The sequence below is a fragment of the Actinomadura logoneensis genome (assembly GCF_003428695.1).
GTDB classification, from domain to species: Bacteria; Actinomycetota; Actinomycetes; order Streptosporangiales; family Streptosporangiaceae; genus Spirillospora; species Spirillospora logoneensis.
In genome coordinates, this window is record NZ_QURH01000310.1 from 1 (window position 1) to 20147 (window position 20147).

At 71.9% G+C, this 20147-nt stretch carries 14 protein-coding genes; 7 read left to right on the forward strand and 7 right to left on the reverse strand.

What is annotated here, in order from left to right; translation table 11 throughout:
- The 4 genes from DZF91_RS39895 to DZF91_RS39900 form a co-directional block, all read left to right on the forward strand.
- Window positions 1–569: hypothetical protein (locus DZF91_RS39895; protein ID WP_117358796.1), on the forward strand; the 569-nt coding region annotated here is incomplete at its 5' end.
- An 11-nt stretch (window positions 570–580) separates the two neighbouring features.
- The gene (locus DZF91_RS18995) at window positions 581–1729 is read left to right on the forward strand and encodes a glycosyltransferase family 4 protein (RefSeq protein ID WP_117358797.1); all 1149 of its coding nucleotides are present in this window, start codon (window positions 581–583) and stop codon (window positions 1727–1729) included.
- Between the two features lie 246 nt (window positions 1730–1975).
- Window positions 1976–3088 (forward strand): alpha/beta hydrolase family protein, encoded by a 1113-nt coding sequence (locus DZF91_RS19000; protein ID WP_117358798.1) that lies wholly within the window; start codon window positions 1976–1978, stop codon window positions 3086–3088.
- Window positions 3089–3195: 107 nt separating this feature from the next.
- A complete protein-coding gene (locus DZF91_RS39900; protein ID WP_158587980.1) occupies window positions 3196–5442 on the forward strand; it encodes a glycosyltransferase family 87 protein in 2247 nt (748 codons plus the stop codon).
- Window positions 5443–5466: 24 nt separating this feature from the next.
- Here the strand turns inward: DZF91_RS39900 and DZF91_RS19015 are convergent, their stop codons facing one another.
- From DZF91_RS19015 to DZF91_RS19035, 5 genes are all read right to left on the reverse strand, one after another.
- The gene (locus DZF91_RS19015; protein WP_328589190.1) at window positions 5467–6411 is read right to left on the reverse strand and encodes a CDP-alcohol phosphatidyltransferase family protein; all 945 of its coding nucleotides are present in this window, start codon (window positions 6409–6411) and stop codon (window positions 5467–5469) included.
- Between the two features lie 445 nt (window positions 6412–6856).
- Window positions 6857–10336: a bifunctional glycosyltransferase/CDP-glycerol:glycerophosphate glycerophosphotransferase gene (locus tag DZF91_RS19020; protein ID WP_147341217.1), complete on the reverse strand. Its 3480-nt coding sequence runs from the start codon at window positions 10334–10336 to the stop codon at window positions 6857–6859.
- A gap of 72 nt (window positions 10337–10408) precedes the next feature.
- On the reverse strand, window positions 10409–11542 hold the full coding sequence (locus tag DZF91_RS19025) for an acyltransferase family protein (RefSeq protein ID WP_117358801.1): 1134 nt from the start codon (window positions 11540–11542) through the stop codon (window positions 10409–10411).
- 110 nt (window positions 11543–11652) lie between these two features.
- The gene (locus DZF91_RS19030; RefSeq protein WP_117358802.1) at window positions 11653–13104 is read right to left on the reverse strand and encodes an LCP family protein; all 1452 of its coding nucleotides are present in this window, start codon (window positions 13102–13104) and stop codon (window positions 11653–11655) included.
- Window positions 13105–13164: 60 nt separating this feature from the next.
- Window positions 13165–14037 (reverse strand): TIGR03089 family protein, encoded by an 873-nt coding sequence (locus DZF91_RS19035; RefSeq protein ID WP_117358803.1) that lies wholly within the window; start codon window positions 14035–14037, stop codon window positions 13165–13167.
- Between the two features lie 124 nt (window positions 14038–14161).
- Between DZF91_RS19035 and DZF91_RS19040 the strand changes: the two genes are divergently transcribed.
- From DZF91_RS19040 to DZF91_RS19050, 3 genes are all read left to right on the forward strand, one after another.
- Complete coding sequence (locus DZF91_RS19040) at window positions 14162–16246, forward strand: hypothetical protein (protein ID WP_117358804.1); 2085 nt, start codon at window positions 14162–14164, stop codon at window positions 16244–16246.
- A 334-nt stretch (window positions 16247–16580) separates the two neighbouring features.
- Window positions 16581–17456 (forward strand): glycosyltransferase family 2 protein, encoded by an 876-nt coding sequence (locus tag DZF91_RS19045; RefSeq protein ID WP_235834410.1) that lies wholly within the window; start codon window positions 16581–16583, stop codon window positions 17454–17456.
- 4 nt (window positions 17457–17460) lie between these two features.
- Entirely contained in the window at window positions 17461–18633 is a 1173-nt protein-coding gene (locus DZF91_RS19050; protein WP_117358805.1) for a glycosyltransferase family 4 protein, read from the forward strand.
- On the opposite strand, the gene trxA is transcribed toward DZF91_RS19050, so the two are convergent.
- Window positions 18605–18931 carry a thioredoxin gene (gene trxA / locus DZF91_RS19055; protein WP_117358806.1) on the reverse strand — a complete coding sequence of 109 codons (327 nt, stop codon included), beginning with the start codon at window positions 18929–18931 and terminating at the stop codon, window positions 18605–18607. The genes DZF91_RS19050 and trxA overlap by 29 nt on opposite strands.
- A complete protein-coding gene (locus tag DZF91_RS19060) occupies window positions 18928–20025 on the reverse strand; it encodes a lysylphosphatidylglycerol synthase transmembrane domain-containing protein (RefSeq protein ID WP_235834409.1) in 1098 nt (365 codons plus the stop codon). The genes trxA and DZF91_RS19060 overlap by 4 nt, the downstream gene beginning before the upstream one ends.
- Window positions 20026–20147 lie beyond the last annotated feature (122 nt).

The following is a 20147-nucleotide window of genomic DNA, read 5'->3' on the forward strand; positions in this document are numbered from 1 at the left end:
CGGACGCGGGGGCCGGTGCGCGAGCCGGCGCCGGCGCGGAGCGGCCCGCGGGGGCGCACGCGGAGATCGGCCAGGTCTGGCCGCGCGACGGCCACATCCGCATCCTCGGCACGATCGTCTCCGGCGGGGCGCCCGACGAGGCCCCCGTGGACGAGCCGTGGACGCTGCGGCTCACCTCCCGCGAGCGCCGCAAGGCCCCCGTCCCGTCGGTCACCGAGCGGCTCGTGAACCGCCTCAAGCGCAGCGTGACCCGCTCCGCCGAGCGCACCCCGCCCCGGCTGTACCTCCCGGTCGCCACCGACGGCGCGCACTTCGAGGCCGTCGTGCCCGTCCGCGACCTGGCCGTCCGCGACGCCCTGCCCCGCGAGCACTGGGACCTGCACCTGGTCTCGGCGCGCGGCGGCCGGAGGCTGGCGCTGCGGGTCGGCCGGCACCTGGACGACATGCCCGGCAAGAAGAAGATCGTCAACTTCCCGGAGCAGACCGAGGCCGGCGTCGCCGTCCTGCCCTACTACACCGACGGCGACCACCTGTCCGTCCGCTGCGCCCGGCGCGGCTCCGCCGAGTGAAGGGGCTCCGGATGAAGCTGACCTACGTCCTGTTCAACGCCTTCGGCATCGGCGGCACCGTCCGCACGGTGATCAACCAGGCGAACCGCATGGTGGAGCGGGGCCACGACGTCGAGATCATCTCGCTGCTGCGCTACCACGACGAGACGCCGTTCCCGCTGGACGACCGGGTCCGGATCATCCCGATGGTCGACAGCCGCGAGGACGAGCCCGTCGACTGGGACGGGTTCGACGGCGCCGAGGACACGTCCTGGCACGGGTCCTTCCCGGCGGGCGTGTCGGCGCAGCCGGAGCAGCGCCGCCGCCTCAACGCGCTGATCCGCTACCTGCCCACCGTCGAGAACCGGATCGTCGTCACGACCAAGCCGTCCATCGACCTGTTCGTGGAGCGCTACACCGACCCCTCGCTGGTGCGGATCGTCCAGGAGCACACCAACTTCGACTACCACAACGCCGAGTGGCGCAAGGCGTACCACGGCATGCTGACCCAGATGGACGCCCTGGTCACCCTCACCGAGAGCGACCGCGTCGCCTACTCGGCCGAGTTCCCGGAGCTGCGGGTCGAGCGCATCCCCAACGCCCTGCACACCCTGGACGCGCCGCACAGCGACCTGTCCCGGCCGCAGGTCGTCAGCGCCGGGCGGCTCGACGGCAACAAGGGCTTCGACATGCTGATCGAGGCGTTCGAGAAGGTCGTCGAGACCCATCCCGACTGGACGCTCCGCATCCACGGCGACGGCCCGGACGAGGCCAAGCTGCGCAGGATGATCCTCGACCGGCACCTGTACAACCACGTCTTCCTCATGGGCTCCACCCAGCGGCTCGACGACGAGCTCGCCAAGGGCTCGGTCTTCGCGATGAGCTCCAAGTCCGAGGGCTTCGGCATGGTGCTCCTGGAGGCCATGAACTGCGCCGTGCCCGTGGTCAGCTTCGCCTGCCCGGTCGGCCCGCGCGAGCTCGTCACCGACGGCGTGGACGGCCTGCTGGTCCCCGAGCGCGACGTCCCGGCCCTCGCCGAGGGCATCGTCCGCCTCATCGAGGACGAGGACCTGCGCCGCGACTTCTCCGAGGCCGCGCTCAAGAAGGCCGCCGAGTACGGCCCCGAGCCGATCGCCGACGCCTGGGAGGCGCTCTTCGAGTCGGTGTCCGCCGCCAAGTAAGGCTTCCCGGCCTCACCGGAGGCCGCGACAAGGCCCGTCCCGTCGCCGCACGCGCGGCGGGGCGGGCCCTGTCGCGTCCGCTTCGCTTTTCTCTGCGCCCGCCAGCCGCCTCCCGTGCCGTCCGGCCTCAGGTCACGCCGTCGTCTCAACTCGCTGATCGCGAATGCGCGCACGGGCGCGTCTTTGCCTTCCCTGTGGGCAGAGAGGAGTGAGATGGCGGCGGGTTTGGGAAGGAGCAAGAACGTGATGGGTCGTCGCGCGCTTCTCGGGATCGTGCTGGCGACGGGGGCCGCATGGCTCGTCGGCTGCGGTGACACGAACGGGGCCGACCCGCTGGCGTTCAGGGACGGCGGCTTCAAGGTCGAGGACGCGTCCGTGAAGGTCGGCAAGGCCCGGAAGAACGTCCGGTACCGCGTCTACCCGGGGCTCTCCTACGTGGCCCGTCCCGTGGACCGCAAGCGCCAGACCCTGAGCGTCCAGGTGCCCGTGCGGATCGACGGACGGCCCGTCGACTCCGCCGAGGCGCCGATCATGGTGGACAGCACGGGCAGCGGCGCCGCCTCGACCGCCGCGCACCGGGCCGCGCTGGCCGCCGGGCTCGTCGTGGTGACCACCGGAGTGCGGGACGGGTCCTGGAACGGGATCGTGGACCTCAAGGCCGCCGTCCGGTACCTCCGGCACAACCAAGGGAAGCTACCCGGGGACACCGACCGGATCGTCGCGGCGGGCACCGGTCCCGGGGGAGGGCTCGCGACGTTGCTCGGCGCGTCCGCCGGACGCGGGCAGTACGACGACGACCTGAGGCGGCTGGGCGCCGCCGAGGCCACCGACCTCGTCTACGCCGTCGCCGCGTCCTCACCGGTCACCGCGCTCGACAAGGCCGATCTCGACTTCGACCGGAAGCTCGTGCTCACGCGGTACATCGAGCCGTCCGGCGCCCGGTACCTGCGGAGGCTCCCCGAGGACGACCGGGCGCTCTACCTGAAGCGGAACCCCTGGATCGGCTGGATGCACGGCCGCGTCTCGGTCAGCTTCGACGACTTCGTCGACCACGCCGGGAAGCGGAGGGCCGCCGACGTGGCCGTCGCGCCCAAGGGCGACACCCCGCTGCGCAACGCCATGGACTTCGTCCGCCAGCGCAACCCCGACCGGGCCAGGCACTGGTGGCTGCGGGCGGACACCGGCGGCGGCGACGTCCCGATCACCGTCGTCGGCACCCTCGCGGCCGGGCTGGACGGACTCGGCGACGACGTGGACGCGGCCGTGGACTGGGACGCGGGCGACGACGGCGGCGACACCGGCGCGCGCGCCACCGCGCTCACGGACTGGATCACCCGCACGGCCGCGCGCCGATCCTGATGATCAACCGACGGACGGCACTATCCTTCGACGTGGCGGCCGAATCCCCCCCTGACGGCGTGGGGCCGCCGCATCCCGCACACCCCGCCTAGCCCCACGGAGCCGGTTTGTCCGACGGGACCACCCTCGATGCCGCCCGCCCCTCCAGCCCGGGAAGCGACCGGCTCCGGAGCCTCCGGCCGGGCCTGCCCCGGCTGAGATCGGCAGGCGGGTTCCTCGCGGCGCACGCGGTCTTCCTCGTCGTGGTCGCGGGCGCGGTCGCGCTGCGGGTCGTCGCGGTGCTCGGCTACCGGTCCGTGCTGTGGTTCGGCGATTCCCGCACGTACGTGACGGGCGCCCTGGAGCTGCGGCCCTCGACGCTCCGGCCGTCCGGGTACTCGCTGCTGCTGGCGGGCGTCCGGCCGTTCGGCGGGTTCACCGGCGTGCTGGTGATGCAGCACGCCATGGGCGTCCTGCTCGGCGTGATGGTCTACGCGCTGCTGCACCGGGCACTGCGGCGGGCGTGGCCCCGACTGTGGTTCTGGGTGCCCGGCGCGGTCGCGTCGGTGCTGGCCCTCCCGGTGCTGTACGACGCCTACCAGATCGAGCTCGAGCACATGCTCATGTCGGACGTCCCGTTCACGTTCCTGCTCGCCTGCGGGATCACCGTCGCCCTGTGGTGGCGCAGGACGCCCTGGTGGGCCGGGGCGCTGGCCGGGTTCCTCGTCGGCGCGTCCGCCGACGTCCGGTCGGTCGGGCTGCCGATGCTGATCGTCCTGGTGTTCTGCCTGGCCGTGCGCCGGGCGGGCTGGCGGACGGTCACGGCGGCGGGCGTCGCGGGCGTCGTCCCGCTGCTCGGCTACCTGTTCTGGTTCCACTCCTTCTACGGCCAGTGGTCGTTCACCACGACCGACAAGGTCTTCCTCTACGGCCGGGTCGCGGGCTTCGCCGACTGCCTCAAGATCAATCCCGAGCCGGAGCTGCGGATCTTCTGCCAGGACAAGGTGATCCGCGATCCGGAGGTCGCCGCCGCCTTCCAGGCCATGTGGACGTCCGACTCGCCGTTCAACCAGATGCCCTGGCAGATGGACGACCCGCGCACGAACGCGGCGGCCGGCCGGTTCGCCATGGAGGCCATCCGCAAGCAGCCCGGCGACTACGCGGCCACCGTCTGGCACGACACCTGGCGTGCGTTCGCCTGGAAGCGCGTGGACTACCCGAACCCCGGGACCGTCGAGGAGTACGAGTTCCCCGTGGGCGGCGCCCTGCGCACCTGGAACGCCATGGCCGCCTACGACTACGGCGGCCGGACGGCCGAGCCCCGCGTCGTCGAGCCGTATGCCGGCTTCATGCGGGACTACCAGAGCCACTACTTCATGCCGGGCACGTTCCTCGGCATCCTGCTGGGCGCCGGGCTGGTCGGGGTGGTGGTCCGCGTCCGGCGGTTCGGCGGGGGCGTCCTGCTGCCGTTCGGCGTCGGGCTCGCGCTGCTGGTCGTCCCGGCCGCGACCGCCGACTTCGACTACCGGTACGTCCTGCCGTCCGCGCCGTTCGCCTGCCTGGCCGCCGGATACGCCCTGGCCCGCGAGCCGCGCCGCGAGCCCGCCGCGGCCCCCGCCGAAGCCCCCGAATCGGCCGAAGCCCCAGAATCGGCCGAAGCCCCAGAAGCAGCCGAAGTCACCGAACCCGCCGAAGCATCCGAGGCCGAAGCATCCGAACCCGCCGAAGCCGCCAAGTCTGGCGAAGCCCCTGAAGTTGCCGAAGTACCCGAACCCGCCGAAGTGCCCGAATCCGTCGAGGACGTGGAGGACGTCCCGGCCGGGGAACCGGCGGACGCGGAGGCCGAGACCCCGGCTCCGGAGGAGCCCGAGACGGACGGGCCCGGCTCCGGAGGAGCCCGAGACGGACGGGAAGCCCGAGGCCGACGGGAAGGACGAAAAGGACGGGAAGGACGGGAAGGGCGGCGCATCCGAGTCCGAGAAGGGCGCGGCGACCGCCGAGAACGTCTACCCCGGGCACCACGCCGGGGTGACACGGCTCTGAAGCCGCCGCTCCTCGCCCTGCGCGGTCGAGGAGGTCAGGCAGGCGCGACGACCTTCGCTCCGCAGGCGAGGCACATCAGCGTGTACTCCACCACGCGGCGCTGCGTGAACCGCTCACCCGCCTTGACGGCGTACTCGTCGCACTCCGGACACGACCAGGGGCCGGGCTCGCCCTGCTTCGCCGACCGGATCATGCGCTCCCACTCATCGTCACTCATCCCGGGATCCTACGGGCGCGGACGGGGAGAAGGACCCGGAAAGGGCGGACGCCCCCGGCCGGTGATCGGCCGAGGGCGTCCGGAAGACGGAACCGTCCGGAGAAGGTCCGGGTAGGTCCGGAAGGACCCGAGGGGGAGGTCAGGCGAGCGAGAGGCGCTCCAGCTCCTCCTGCGGGACCTGCGCCCGGGCCTCCTCGACGCGCCGCTCCAGCTTGCCGAGCGACTTGGTGTAGGTCCGGCTGGAGAGCCAGAACTTGTAGATGATCACCAGCTCGAAGGCCATCATGCCGATGCCGGAGAGCACGACCACCGGGATGATCGCGCCGGGGATGAGCGCGGCGACCAGCGGGGCGACGATGAACACGCCCATCTGGAACTCGATGCCGGAGATCAGGTGCGGGCGGATCCGGCCGCGCAGCAGGGCGTCGCGGATCCGCGCGTACCAGGGGAACTTCTTGTTGAACTCGGCCTGCAGCGCGATGTTCGGGTTGTCGCCGACGACCCGGTCCTCCATGTCGGCCTCGGGGTCGTTGCCGAGCGCCCGCTCGGCCGACGACAGCTCGGCGTCCACGCCCGCGCCGACGCCCGCCGGGGTCTCGCCGCGCGCGACGCGGGCGGCGGCCTCCAGGGTCGCGGCCTGCGCGCCCAGGTCGCGCAGCTTGTTGCGCATCTGGGAGCGGACCTTGTAGATCTCCAGGGCGTCCATGTACCGGAGCATGTCCAGGAACACCACGGCGACCGCGGTCCACACGTAGGCGACGTTGCCGGTGCGGGCGTACGCGCCGCCCATCAGGGCGATCGCGCAGGCCAGCACGCGGACCCGGTCGAAGATGTAGTCCAGCCAGGCGCCGAAGATCGAACCGGTGCCCTTGAGCCTCGCGATCTTGCCGTCCATGCAGTCGAGCGTGAACGACAGGTGGTAGAGCAGCGCACCGACCAGGAGCATCGGCCAGGTGCCCACGGCGAAGCAGCCGCCCGCGCCGAGCCCGAGGATCAGCGCGCCGACGGTGAGCTGGTTGGGAGTGATGTTGGTCTTGTTGGCCGTGAACTTGACCAGTCGCGAGGCGAGCGGATCGACCAGCAAGACCGTCCACCATGCGTCACGCGCTTTGTACGTCCGTTGCCGAACGTCATCGAGCGTGAAGTTCGCCATGGAGAGCCTGTCCTTTCGAGAAAATGGACCGAGGCCGGTCCCCGTGCCTCGGAAAAACGTCGCAACCCCGCGCCACCTGATGCTACCGGCCCACCACGCTGGGGACTCCGCGAAGTCGCCCAGTCGTCACCGGGAAGTGATCATTCGGGCGTCCGGGACAATCGCCCGCACGCTCCGGCGCCCGGAACCGGCACTCGGGAACAGGCACCCGGGAGCAGGCGCACGGTTCCGCGAGAGCGGGGCGTCGGCCCCCCGGTCGTGCCACGGCCCCGGGCCGGACGGTCCGGGGCCGCGAGGAGCGTCATGACGGGCGGCCGCCATGATCAGTATGGCGGTCCCGCCGGGGCGGTCGTCCCCGGCGGGCCGGCGCGGACGGTCAGCCGAGCGACAGCAGGTGGTCCACCACGCGGGCGGACGCGTGACCGTCGTCCATCGCGCAGTACTTCTCCCGGAACGCCGCGTACGAGGGGGCGTAGTGCCGGGTGGTCGCGTCGATGTCGCGCAGCGCCGCCACGACCTCGTCCGGCTCGCGCAGCAGCGGACCGGGCGCCTCGGCGGTCAGGTCGAAGTAGGTTCCGCGCAGCTCGTCCTGGTAGAAGTCCAGGTCGGGGACGTAGAACAGCAGCGGCCTGCCGGTCGCGGCGTAGTCGAACATCACCGACGAGTAGTCGGTGATCACCGCGTCCGCGATCAGGTACAGCTCGGAGATGTCGGGGTAGCGGGTGACGTCCACCACGCCGGTGCCGATCCCGACGGTCCGGTCGGCGACCATGTGGTGCTGCCGGACGAGCAGCGACCACGAGTCGCCGAGCGCCGCGGCCACCTGGTCGGCGGGCAGCACCAGCTCGGCGGTCCGGCCGCCGGTCAGCCAGATGTCCTCGCGCCAGGTCGGCACGTACAGCGCGACCGGGCGGTCGTGCGGGATGCCGAGCCGGTCCCGGACGCGGCGGGCGCGCTCCTCGCGGTCCGGGGCGAACAGCATGTCGTTGCGCGGGTAGCCGACCTCCAGCACCTCGCCCTCGTACCGGAACGCGCGGCGCAGCATGTCGGTGACGTGCGGGCTGGGGGAGATCAGCAGGTCCCAGAGCGGGACGTCCTCCTCGTACCGGCTGAGCTTGGTGGTGTTGCTCGCGATCCGGCCGTTGCGCACCAGGTCGTAGGCGATGTGCTTGTACGGGGTGCCGTGCCAGGTCTGGACGTACACCTGCCCGGGCCGCTTGGCGAAGCCGGACGGCTTGAGGCAGTTGTCGATGATGAACCGGGACGAGGCGACCAGCTCGTGGTAGTCCCGCGAGCCGCGCAGCACCGTGCGGGCGTCGCCGACGGGGACGGTGAACTGGCCGTCGTTGCTGCCCCAGGCGTACTCGAAGGGCAGGTCGCGGCGGACCATCTCCTCGTAGATCGCCTGCGGGTTGTCGGAGTACTGCTTGCCGAAGTAGCTCTCGAACACGACCAGGTCGCGGATCGGCGCGGTGTTCTCCGGGCCGTACAGGGCGCGCTGCATCCGGCGCTGGGCGTACGGGCCGCGCTCGTCGTCGGAGAGCGCCCGCCGCACGAACAGGTGCAGCAGGTCGCCCCGGTGGCCCTTGAGGGCCAGCTCGTGCATCCCGACGAAGCGGGGCTCGGGCAGCTCGCGGCGCGCGGCCCGGTCGATGCCGACGGTGAGGTCGCCGCGCTCGCCGGGGGCGTACAGGTCCCACCGGCCGCTGGCCAGCGGCAGTCCGCCGGTGCGGCCGTCGAGCAGCGCGGTGAACCGCTGGCCCTCCCAGGTCAGCGGGACCTCGTGCGTCAGCGTGGAGCGGCGCATCCGCATGACCAGCCGGTCGGGCCGGGCGAGCTCGTCGGCGCTGGAGCCGGTGAGCTCGATCGTGCTGCCGTCCAGCCAGCGGGTGCCGGTCACCACGAGCCGCGGCGCGCGCTCGACCAGGGTGAGGTTGCCGTACTTGGTGGAGATGACGTCGTACTCGCGGCCGGCCACGTTGACCCGCAGGTCGACCAGGTCGGCCTCGACCGCGAGGCGCACCTTGGTGCCCTTGGTGCGGACCGAGACGTCCCAGTCGATGCTGTCGCCGGTCTCGGCGGCGTCGCCCGCCTCGGTCTGCGCGGCGAGCTGGGCGATGTCCAGCTCGGCGGCGAACTCGACCCGGCCGCCCTCGCCGGTGCCGGTCTTGCGGACGGGCTGCTTGACCTTGACCATGCCCTGCCGCAGCGCGATCTCGACGTGGCCGTTGGTCACGCAGGCCGCGTCCTCGCGCCGGACCCAGCCGGTCAAATGGACCTTCTCGCCCTCCACCGCGATCGAGGTGACCTTGGCGCGGACGGACTGGACGCCGATGAGCAGTTCGCCGGCCTGGCTGTACTTGGGCTTGATCAGCCGTCCGGGCGAGGTCTCGTGCAGCGGCGGCCACAGGCCGGCGCCCTTCGGGCCGCTGAGGCGGCCGTGCCGGCTGACGCCGTGGGTGGTGACGGTGACGTAGATGTGCCAGGTGCCCTCGCCGGAGCCGAGCTGCTCCGGGGTCACCTCGAACGCGAAGCCGGACCAGGAGAGGTCGGCGGTGGCCTGCTTGCTCTCGGCCGTGACGTCGGGACGGCGGACGCGCTCGACCTTCGGGTGCAGCGTCTTGGACATCACCAGCAGGCGCCGGCGGCGCATCTCGATCTCGATCTTCGAGTCGGACACGTCCGGGGCGTGCAGCCGGTTGATGTAGGCGTGGCCCTCGATCCGCAGCCGTCCGTCCCGCCAGACGATCTCGTCGACGCCGGTCTTGAGCTCCAGCTCGTCCCGCAGCTCGTAGAGGTGGTCGGGGAAGCGCGGGTCGCCGAGGAAGGGGTACTCGCCGTACCACTTGCCGGGGTGGCCCGGGCGCTGGATGGCGCTGCCGCGGTCCGGGTGGCTCTTGGCGAACGAGACGATCTCCACGAGCTCGGGCATCAGCCGCTGCCGGACGGCGTGGAACTTCAACCGGTCGATCGCGGGCAGCTTCTCGTAGACCGCCGGGTCCATCTTGTCCAGGACGGCGTTGACCAGGTCGAGGAAGGTGTCGCGGTACTGCTCGTCGCCCTGGTCGACCACGTTGACGAAGATCCGGATGTCGTCGGCGAGCGCGAAGGCGTCGTAGCGCTCCTTGAGGTCGGGGGCCTTCCTGCTCAGGAAGTCCGACGCCGAGGTGACCGAGCGCATCCGGTCGGCGAGGTTGCCGGGCTCGGTGCGGCGCTGGGTGATCGAGCGCGCGCCGGACTCGCGGATGCGCCAGTGGTACACCGGCTCGTGCAGCACGTCGACCTTGTTCGCCAGGACGTGCGCGGGGATCGTGACCGGGATGTCCTCGTAGAGGCCGGCCGGGAAGGCGAACGCGTGCCGGTCCCAGAAGGCGCGGCGGAAGACCTTGTTCCACGCGGTGCGGTCGTTCAGCAGCTCGGGGAACTCGCGGACGTGGGTCGCCTTGCGGTCGATCTGGAAGATCTTGCGGTGCATCGGCGACTGGGTGAGCCCGTTCACGCCGAACCGGCGGACGCCGCCGCAGGCCAGGTCGGAGCCGGTCTCCTCCAGCGACGCCACCATCAGCTCGTAGGCGTACCGGGGGATGATGTCGTCACTGTCGGCGAACGCCAGGTACTTGCCGGACGAGTGGGGCACACCGGCGTTGCGCGCCGGGCCCAGGCCCTGGTTGTGCTGCTGGACGAGCCGGAACCGGCCGTCGCGCTCGGCGAAGTTCTTGGCGATCGTGGCGCTGGAGTCGGTCGACCCGTCGTCCACCATGATCACTTCGAGGTCGCTCAGCGTCTGCCTGGCCAGCGACTCCAGGCAGGGCTCCAGGTACGCCTCGACGTTGTAGAACGGCACGACGACGCTCAACAGCGGTGACACGATACTCCAACGGCTGGTAAGAGGAGGCCGGACCCGGATTCGGATCCGGCAATGTGCAGGTTATCCGACGCTTGTTTTCCGGAAAGCCCAGTCGAGTTTCGGTTCCATGGCCCACCGGAAACACCGCACGACGGGCTTGGAGCAGAGGAACGTCCCCACGGCGCAGGCCGCGACCAGGACGCCGAGCACGCCGGGGACCGTGTGCATCCACGACGCGTCCCACCAGCCCATGTACCCGAGGAACCGGGTGATCAAGCCGTGCAGCAGATAGGCGTAGAGCGTGGTCGCGCCCAGTTTGGTGAACCACATCCGCCGCCTCGGCACGAGCGACAGGTAGGCCGCGATCAGGACGAAGGCGCACGCCATCATCGCCAGTCGCATGACCGACCCGGTGATGTTGTCGACGCCGAAGTCACTGTGCGGGTTCTTCCAGTAGAGCCAGCTCAGGTTCATGCGCGTCCGGGCGAACCAGGCCACGCCGACCGCGCCCATCAGCACGACCGCCCCGATCGGCCGGGCGACCGGCTTCTTCAGGTACTCGAAGTGCTCGGGCTTCAGCGACAGGCCGAGGACGTAGAACGGCAGCAGCCCGATCACCCGGTGCAGGTCGAGCGTGCTGCCGAGGTCGCTCATGTACGACAGCAGCGAGAACGCGACGGCGACCGCCACCGGCCAGCGGACCTGCTGCCACACCGGGGTGGACAGCCGCCACAGGAACAGCGCGCACAGGAACCAGGTGAGGAAGTACGGGTCGAGCAGGCCGATCTCGAGCTCGTTCCGGCCGACCGCCCAGTCGAACACGGTGTAGGCGGTCTGGAAGATCACGTAGGGCACGCCCACGGACGTGATCAGCTTGCGGGTGCGGCCCGCCGAGAACGTCCAGTTCCGGGAGAAGTAGCCGGTGATCACGATGAACAGCGGCATGTGGAACATGTAGATGGCCAGGTACAGCGTCTTGGCCAGCGGCACGTTGCCGAGCTGCGCCAGGCAGTGGCCCATGACGACGAGCAGGATCGCCATGAACTTGGCGTTGTCGAAGAACGGGTCGCGCTGCTTGCGGGGCCGGTCGCTCGGAGTGAGTGGAACGTTCCCGTCCGTGACCGGAGGCGGGGCCGGGACTTCTCCCGGGGGGCCCGCCTGGCGTCGGGGGCGCTCGGCGGTCGGGGGCGCGGGAGGGGTGCCGGTGTAGATCATGGGTCCTTGGCGGGGGCTGGGGACGTCGGCTGTCGCGGAGGCCGGGGCCCGGCTCGGGGCCGGTCGGGGCCGGGGCCGGGGAACGGCCCCGGCCTCCGCGGGGTGGGCGGCTAGTTGCCGTCGCAGATGTTGTCGTCGGCCTTGATCTCACCCTGCTGCTTGGGGATCGGGCCGCCGGACTTTCCGGTCTTCAGGGAGGTGCTCGTCCAGTTGGTGCCGATGACCAGGTCGACCATGCCGGACAGCGCGCCGGTCGTCGCGGGGGACGGGGCGGGCGCGTTCGGCATCAGCGCGGCCAGGGTCTTGGCCTGCTGGTCGGCGCCGGGGCCGTACTGGATCCGGGTCGTCGAGCTGATCGGCGTGCGGTTGCCGCCGACCTCGACCTGGAAGCCCTGCTCGCGCAGCGCCCCGGCGACGCGTCCGGCCTGCCCGGCGATGCCGCTGGCGTTGTAGACCCGGACCTTCACCTGGGAGGCCGGGATCTTCGGCGCGCCGCCGCCGGCGGCCGGCTTCTTCTCCGCCGGCACCGTGCGGTCGTTGCGCATCGCGTTGAAGAAGTTGTCGGCGCTGGGCTGGCTCAGCACGACCCGGTTCGGGTCGGCCGGGTCCGGGCCCCACGGGACGGTGATGAAGCGGAGCTTGCCGGACGTCATGCCCTGCATGCCCGTGCCGATCTTCATCATCGTGGACGCGGTGAGATCGGTGTCGGTCTTCAGCGACTTGGTGCCCGCGTTGATCAGCTTCAGCAGCTTGTCGGGGTTGCTGAGCACGCCCGCGCTCAACGCCTTGTTGGCGAGCGCGCCCATGAACTTCTGCTGCCGCTTGATGCGGCCGAGGTCCGAGCCGTCGCCGAGGCCGTGCCGCACGCGGACGTAGGCGAGCGCCTGGTCGCCCTTGATCGTGTGCTTGCCCGCGGACAGGTGCAGCTTCGACTTGGGGTCGTCCACCCGCTTGGGCAGGCAGACCGGGACGCCGCCGATCGCGTTGGTGATCGACTTGAACCCGACGAAGTTGACCTCCATGAAGTGGTCGATCCGCAGGTTCGTCAGGCTCTCGATCGTCTTGACCGTGCAGGACGGCCCGGCGAGCGTGTAGGCCGAGTTGATCTGCGCCTTGCTCTGCGCCGGGGTGGTGGCGCCGCTCGGCTTCTTGCAGGACGGGATCGGCACCATGAGGTCGCGGGGGAAGCTGACCCCGAACGCCCCGGAGCCGCCCGGCGACAGGTGCAGCAGGATGATCGTGTCGGACCGCGGCGGCTCGTTCTTCATGCTGCGGCCGTACTCCGCGTTCGCTCCCGCGCGGCTGTCGGACCCGAGCATCAGGATGTTCATCGCGCTGTTCAGCTTCTTCGGCCGGTTGGGGCCGACGAGGGCGTTGGTGTCCTCGTGCGCGATGTTGCCGAACATCTTGCGGTAGACGCCGTACATCGTCAGAGAGCCGGCGACCATGACGGCCGAGAGGCCGATGCACACCCAGCCGAGGATGCGCCAGCCGCGTCGGCGCGCCGGCTCCGGTGAGTCGGCGTCGTCGACGTACTCCATGTACATGGGGTTGTCGTTCATCGGCTCCGTGATGGGGGTCGGGCCCGCCCTCTGGGGGTCGCGGATCAGTCAGAGACTAGGTCAGCCGAGCCGTCGAACGGGTCCGGATCCGGCATTCGGTGCGGCGGTTCCGGCCGGTACTCCGGCCACTGCGGTCACATGCTCCAGGGTCAGTCGCCGATCTAGCGACGCTTTGTCAAAGTTTCGTTGGATTATGACGGAAGATCCCGAGGCTAGCGGTGCCAACAGGGTGATCAGTACCCCTTGGGAGGTGGCGAGGGGCACGTGAACCAAGAGGCGGTCTCGCGCGTCCAAGCCCCACTCCGAGGCCGACTTCCGGGCCTCGCCGACCAGATCCGCCCCCGTGTATGTGGTCTTTGTCACAGTCAGCAGCGGGTCGTCGGCGTAGGACCGCTCCGGCCGGAACCGGTCGCCGTGGGCCCGGACCTCCACCGCGTAGTCGGTGACGCCCGGCGGGACGTCCGCCATCGGGCCGCCCAGCGCGTGCAGCGAGAGCCCGACGACCTCCTCCGCCCCTGAGCCGTCCACCCGGGCGAGGTCCTCCTCGGCGACCGCCAGGAAGTAAGGCCCGTCCGGCGCGTCCAGACCGTCCGGCGTGTCCGGACCGTCCGGCGTGCCCAGACCGTCCGGCGCGTCCGGGCCGGGCTCGGCCAGGTGGACGTGCAGGCCGGCGGACCAGGACGCCATCAGCCACACCAGCGTCTGCCAGTGCTCGGGCAGCGCGAGGACGACGTCGTCGCCCGGCTGCGCGCCGAGGCCGTCCACCAGGAAGTTGGCGGTCTTCGCCACCCAGTTGTCGAACACGCGCGCCGAGAGCTCCACGCGCTCGCCGCGCGCGTCGTCGTAATAAGTGACAAAGGGCCGGGACGGGTCGGACTCCACGCGAGCGCGGAGCAGACCGGCGGGATCGGTCGCGATCTTGGGAGCCGTCATGCCACGGAGCGTACGGCCTCGCCGCCGGATCCCGCTGACCTCGGGGGCCTGCGGTGTCGCGCGGCTTCGCCCGCCGGGCGATGCCGATACGCTCCGCTTCGATGGACGTCCGGAAAGACCACCGATGAGCGCGGGGCGGCTGCTCGCCCGCATCACCGTCGCACCCGCCCTTCTGCTGGTGGCGTGGCTGACGGTGTCCGCGCCGTTGCTGCTCGGGGGCGTCCTCGACCTCGGCCCGGCGTTCGCCCTGTTCGTGCCCGTCGCGGCCGTGGTGCTCTGGCTCGGCCTCCGGGACGCCCCGCGCGAAGGCGGCGAGCCGCCCCCCGGGCCGATCGGGTCCGTGCCGCGCTGGTCGTCGCTCGGCGTGCTCGCCGTGGCGGCGGCGTTCCTCGCCGTCCAGGTCGCGATGTGCTCCGAGCAGATCATCGTGCGCCGCGACCCCGCGTCCTACGTGCAGTTCGCGCTCTGGCTGAACGACCACGGCTCGCTGCCGATCCCGCAGGACCGGGCCGCGTTCGGCGGCGGCGACCGCGCGATCGGCTTCGGCTCCCTCGCCTTCTACCAGGTCGGCGACGACATCGACCCGCAGTTCATGGCCGGGCTGCCGCTGGTGCTGTCGTTCGGCGGCTGGGTCGGCGGCGTCCGGGCGATGCTGCTGATGGCCCCGCTGCTCGGCGCGGCGGCCGTGCTCGCCTTCGGCGGCCTGGTCGCCCGGCTCGTCGGGCCGCGCTGGGCCCCCGCCGGGGCGCTGCTGCTCGCGCTGACGCTGCCGATGATCTGGGTCTCGCGGTCCACCTACAGCGAGCTGCCCGCGATGGTGCTGCTGTTCGGCGGTCTCGCGATGCTCTACGACGTGCGCGCCCAGGCCGTGGACGAGCCGCGCCGCCCCGGCCGGTACTGGCGGCTGATGCCGTCGTCCGCGCGGGCCAAGGCGTTCCTCGCGGGCGGGATGCTCGGGCTGATCGTGCTCGTCCGGATCGACGGGCTGCGCGACGTGCTGCCCGTGGTGGTGTTCACCGGGCTGCTGATCGCGCGCCGCCGCCGCACCGGCCTCCCGCTCGCGCTCGGCCTCACCGCCGGGGTCGCGCTCGGCCTCACCGAGGGCTTCCTCCTCTCCCGGCCCTACCTGGTCTACCTGCGCGGATCGCTGGTCCCGCTGCTCGCGCTGACGGTCGTCCTCGTCGCGCTGACCGCCGTCATGGTCGTCCTGCTGCGGTGGGAGCGCACCGGGCCGCGGCTGCGCGCGCTGGCCGCCGCCACCGCCCGCGGCCCGGTCCCCGAGCTGGCCGCCTGGCTCACCCTCGCCGTCGTCGCGCTGCTGCTCGCGCGGCCCTGGTACCAGACCGTCCGGCGGGTGCCGGGCAACCCCGACGACGCGCAGAACGCGCACTTCATCGAGGAGGTCCAGCGGATCAACCACCTCCCGCTGGACGGCACCCGGCAGTACTCCGAGCTGTCCATGCACTGGGTGGTCTGGTACATCGGCGTCCCCGCCCTGCTCGCCGCCGCGTTCGGCGCGGCGCTGCTGGTCCGGCGGCTGCTGCGGCGGCGCACTCCCGAGTGGCTGCTGCCGTACGGCGTGGTCGTCTGGACGACCGTCCTGGTGCTGTACCGGCCGGGGATCACCCCGGACCACCCATGGGCGGCGCGGCGGCTGATCGCGGTCGTGATCCCCGGGCTGCTGCTGCTCGCGGTGTGGGCCGCGGCGTGGCTGGTCCGCCGGATCCGCCGCACCGGGTACGGGCGCCGTCCGACCGCCGTCGCGGCGCTCCTGTCGTGCGCGGTGCTCGGCGTCCCGATCGGGCTGTCGTCGGCGCCGTTCATGATGGTCCGGACGCACCAGCACGAGGTCGCGGCCGTCCGGGACCTGTGCGCCCGCATCGGGCCGGGACGGTCGGTCGTCATCCTCGACCAGAACTACGCCGACCAGTTCCTCCAGGTCATCCGGAGCATGTGCGGGCTGCCGTCCGCGCGGATCTCCCAGGACGCCACCCCCGCCGACGTCTGGCGGGTCACCGGCAAGGTCTTCGACGCGGGCCGCGTGCCCGTCCTGATGGGCGCGAGCGCGGGCGAGGTGGCCCCCTACGGGCAGCCGGTGCACGCCATGACGCTGCGCACCAGGCAGGACGAGCGGACCCTGGTCAAGCCCCCGAAGGGCACCTGGACGCTGAACCTCGACGTGTGGATCACCGAGCCCCTGCGGCCGTGACCGACTATCCTCCCCCTGCGTGAGTACCCAGCCCGCCGCCTCCACGACCACGCGCGTCCCGGAACCCGCTCCGGACGCGGCCCCGGTGACCGACGCGGCCCCCGAGACCACGACCGACGCCGGACCCGCGGCCGAACCCGCGCCCGCCCCCGCGCCGGAGGCCGGTTCCGAGGCCGCGCCCGACACCGCCGCTCCGTCCGTGGGCCCGTCCGTCGGCCCGTCCGTGGGCTCGGTGGTCACCGAGACCGTTCCCGTGGCCGAGCCGGACGCCGGGCCGGACGCGGCGCCCGAGTTCGAGGCCGAGTTCGAGGCTGAGGACGAGCGGCCCGTCCACGTGACGATCGTGCTGCCCTGCTACAACGAGCAGGACCACGTGCTCGACGAGGTCGAGCGGATCACCAAGGCCATGGACAACAGCGGCATGGCCTACGAGCTGCTCGCCGTGGACGACTGCTCCACCGACGACACCCTGGCCCGGCTGCGTGAGGCCGCGCCGCGGTTCCCGAGCATGAAGGTCGTCGCGTTCCGGCACAACAGCGGGTCCGGGACCGTCCGGCGGATCGGCACCCAGCAGGCCCGCGGCGACATCGTCGTGTGGACCGACGCCGACATGACCTACCCGAACGAGCGCATCCCCGAGCTGGTCGCCATGCTCGACCAGGACGCCTCGATCGACCAGGTCGTGGGCGCGCGGACGTCCGAGGAGGGCACCCACAAGCTGCTGCGCGTCCCGGCGAAGTGGTTCATCCGCAAGGTCGCCGAGCGGCTCACCAACACCCGCATCCCGGACCTGAACTCCGGGCTGCGCGCGTTCCGCCGCGAGGTGTCGCTGCCCTACCTGCGGCTGCTGCCGCCCGGGTTCTCCTGCGTCACCACGATCACCATCGCGTTCCTGTCGAACCAGCACCACGTGGCGTACGTGCCGATCGACTACGCCAAGCGCGCGGGCACCTCGAAGTTCCACTTCGTCAAGGACGCCTACCGGTACATCCTCCAGGTGCTGCGCATGGTGATGTACTTCAACCCGCTCAAGGTGCTGATGCCGCTGGCGCTCTGGCTGATCGTCATCGGGCTGGCCAAGGGCGTCTTCGACATGGTGCGGCACTTCGGGTACTTCGCGAGCAACACCATCCTGATCTTCGTCACCGGGCTGATCATCGGCTCGATGGCGCTGCTCGCGGACCTCATCGTCCGCTCCCGGGGGGACTAGCCGGATGCGGATCGCGGTCGTCGGGCCGGCCTTCCCGTACAAGGGCGGCGGCGCGCACCACACCACCGAGCTGGCGCACCGCCTCGCCGCCGCCGGGCACGAGGTGGTCGTCGAGTCGTGGCGGGCGCAGTACCCCGGGTTCCTGTACCCGGGGCAGCAGACGATCGACGAGCCGGAGGGCGAGCCGTTCCCCGGCACGCTCCGCCGGCTCGACTGGCGGCGTCCGGACGGCTGGTGGCGCGCCGGGCGGTCGCTGCGCGGCCACGACCTGGTGGTGCTGGCCGTGCTGAGCCCCGTCCAGGTGCCCGCCTACCTGGGCATCCTCGCCGGGATCGGGCGGCGGACGCCGGTGGTCGCGCTGTGCCACAACGTCCTGCCGCACGAGCGGCGGCCGTACGACCGTCCGCTGATGAAGGCGCTGCTGACCCGCGTGTCCGGCGTGCTGGTGCACTCCGAGGAGCAGGCGCGGTTGGCGCGGACGCTGACGGCGCGTCCGGTGCGGGTGGCCGAGATGCCCGCGCACCTGCCCACCCCGTCCGGCACGGACGGGGTGTCCGGGGTTTCCGGGGCGGCGGACGCGGCCGCCGAGGCCGGGGTTCGCAAGCGGCTGCTGTTCTTCGGGATCGTCCGCCCGTACAAGGGGCTGGACGTGCTGCTGCGGGCGCTCGCCGAGGGCCCGCCGGACGTCTCGCTCACCGTCGCGGGCGAGTTCTGGGGCGGGCTGGAGGAGACCGAGGCGCTGGTCGCGTCGCTGGGGCTGGCGGACCGGGTCGAGCTGCGGCCCGGGTACGTCCCGGCGGCGGAGGTGCCGGGGCTGTTCGCTGCGGCGGACGCGCTGGTCCTGCCGTACCGCGCGGCGACCGCGTCGCAGAACGTGTGGATGGCGTTCGAGCACGGCCTCCCGGTGATCGCGACGCGCGTGGGCGGCTTCCCCGACCAGGTCCGGGACGGCGCGGACGGGCTGCTCGCCGACCCCGACGACGTCGCCTCGCTCGCCGCCGCGATCAAGCGCTTCTACCGGCCGGGGGAGCCGGAACGGCTGCGGGCCGCGGTCGAGGCTCCCGACCACGGCCCGCTGTGGGACGTCTATCTCGCCACGCTCACCGGTGCGGCGGGCGTGACCGGCGCGTCCGGCACGACCGGCGCGGCTACGCCAGGTGCGGCTCCAGGGTCTTGAGCAGCGCGCGCTTCGGCTTGGCGCCGACGATCTGCTCGGCCACCGCGCCGTCCTTGAACAGCAGCAGCGTCGGCAGGCCGAGCACGCCGAACTTGTTCGGCGTCTGCGGGTTCTGGTCGTAGTCCATCTTCGCGATGGTGATCTTGCCGTCCTGCTCGGCCGCGATGGCGTCCAGCACCGGCGCGATCATCTTGCACGGGCCGCACCAGTCCGCCCAGAAGTCCACCAGGACCGGGGTGTCGCTCTTCAGGACGAGCTCGTCGAAGGTCGCGTCGGTGACGGTGATGGGGGCGCTCATGCTTGCTCCTTGGTGGGGCGGGTGCCCGTCGGCTGCGAACGGGGGGCCTGCGGACCGGGTGCCTGCGGACCGAGGGCCTCTGCACTCGGGGAAAGGTCGGCGGGGGCCGGTTCATTCCCGGCGGGCGGATCTTTTCGGGTGTCGTGGTCTTTTCGGGCGCTGTCGTCTTTTTGAGCGCGCTGCTCTTTCCGGGCGCGGCGGCCGAGCAGCAGGGCCGACCCCGCGCCGGCCAGGTCGGCGGCCGTCAGCAGCATCCGGGACGCCAGCGCCACCACGATCGGCACGCCCGGCGCGAGCACCGGCGCCAGCACCAGCACCATGACCGCCTCCCGCGCGCCGAGGCCGCCGGGCGCGAGGAACACCAGCAGCCCGGCGACGAACGCCAGCGAGTACGCGCCGGTCGCCAGGAACGGCAGGCCCGCGCCGGACCCGCCCGCCGCCGCCGACAGCACCCACAGGTGGCCGCCGAACAGCAGCCATCCGGCGACCGTCCACAGCACGGCGCGCAGCGTGGCGGGCACGCTCACCGCGTGCTCCAGCGGCGGCCGGCGCACGATCCCCAGCGCCAGGTTCAGCCCCCACGCGACGATCTTCGGGTGGAGGCACGCCAGCAGCACCGGGGCGAGCAGGAAGAGCCACCAGTAGCGGTCCCGCGCCTGCGGGGACGTCAGCGGGAGCGTCACCGCCGCGACCGCCAGCCCGGACGCCGTGGACGTCGCGATCGCCAGCACCGTCGCGGAGAAGCTCCGCGCCCTCGGCACGTGGTACTCGCGGGCCATCTCGACCTGCGAGACCAGCACCCACACCATGCCCGGGACGTACTTGCCGAGCCCGGAGACGAAGGCGATCCGGTAGGCCGCCGGGACCGGGAGCTCCGAGCCGAGGCCGCTGAGGAACGTCCGCCAGGCCAGCATCCAGGCCACGAGCCCGGCGTACCCGAGCGCGAACGCCCCGAGCAGCGTGTACCAGGAGAGCTGCTCGAACGCGTGGACGGTGTCGTCCCACTGCGACGCCAGCGACCACCCGCAGAAACCGAGCGCGAGCAGTATCAGCACGACACGCAGCGCGCGCATGGCGAGGGCCTTGGCAGTCACGACCCCCAGCGTAGGGGACCTTCGCGACCGGACAGCGAGTCCGCCGCCCGCCCCGCCGCCCGGGCTCGGCGCCCGTCCGCCGACCTGGTTCGAGGCCGCCGCCGCGCCCGCCGCGCCCGGCC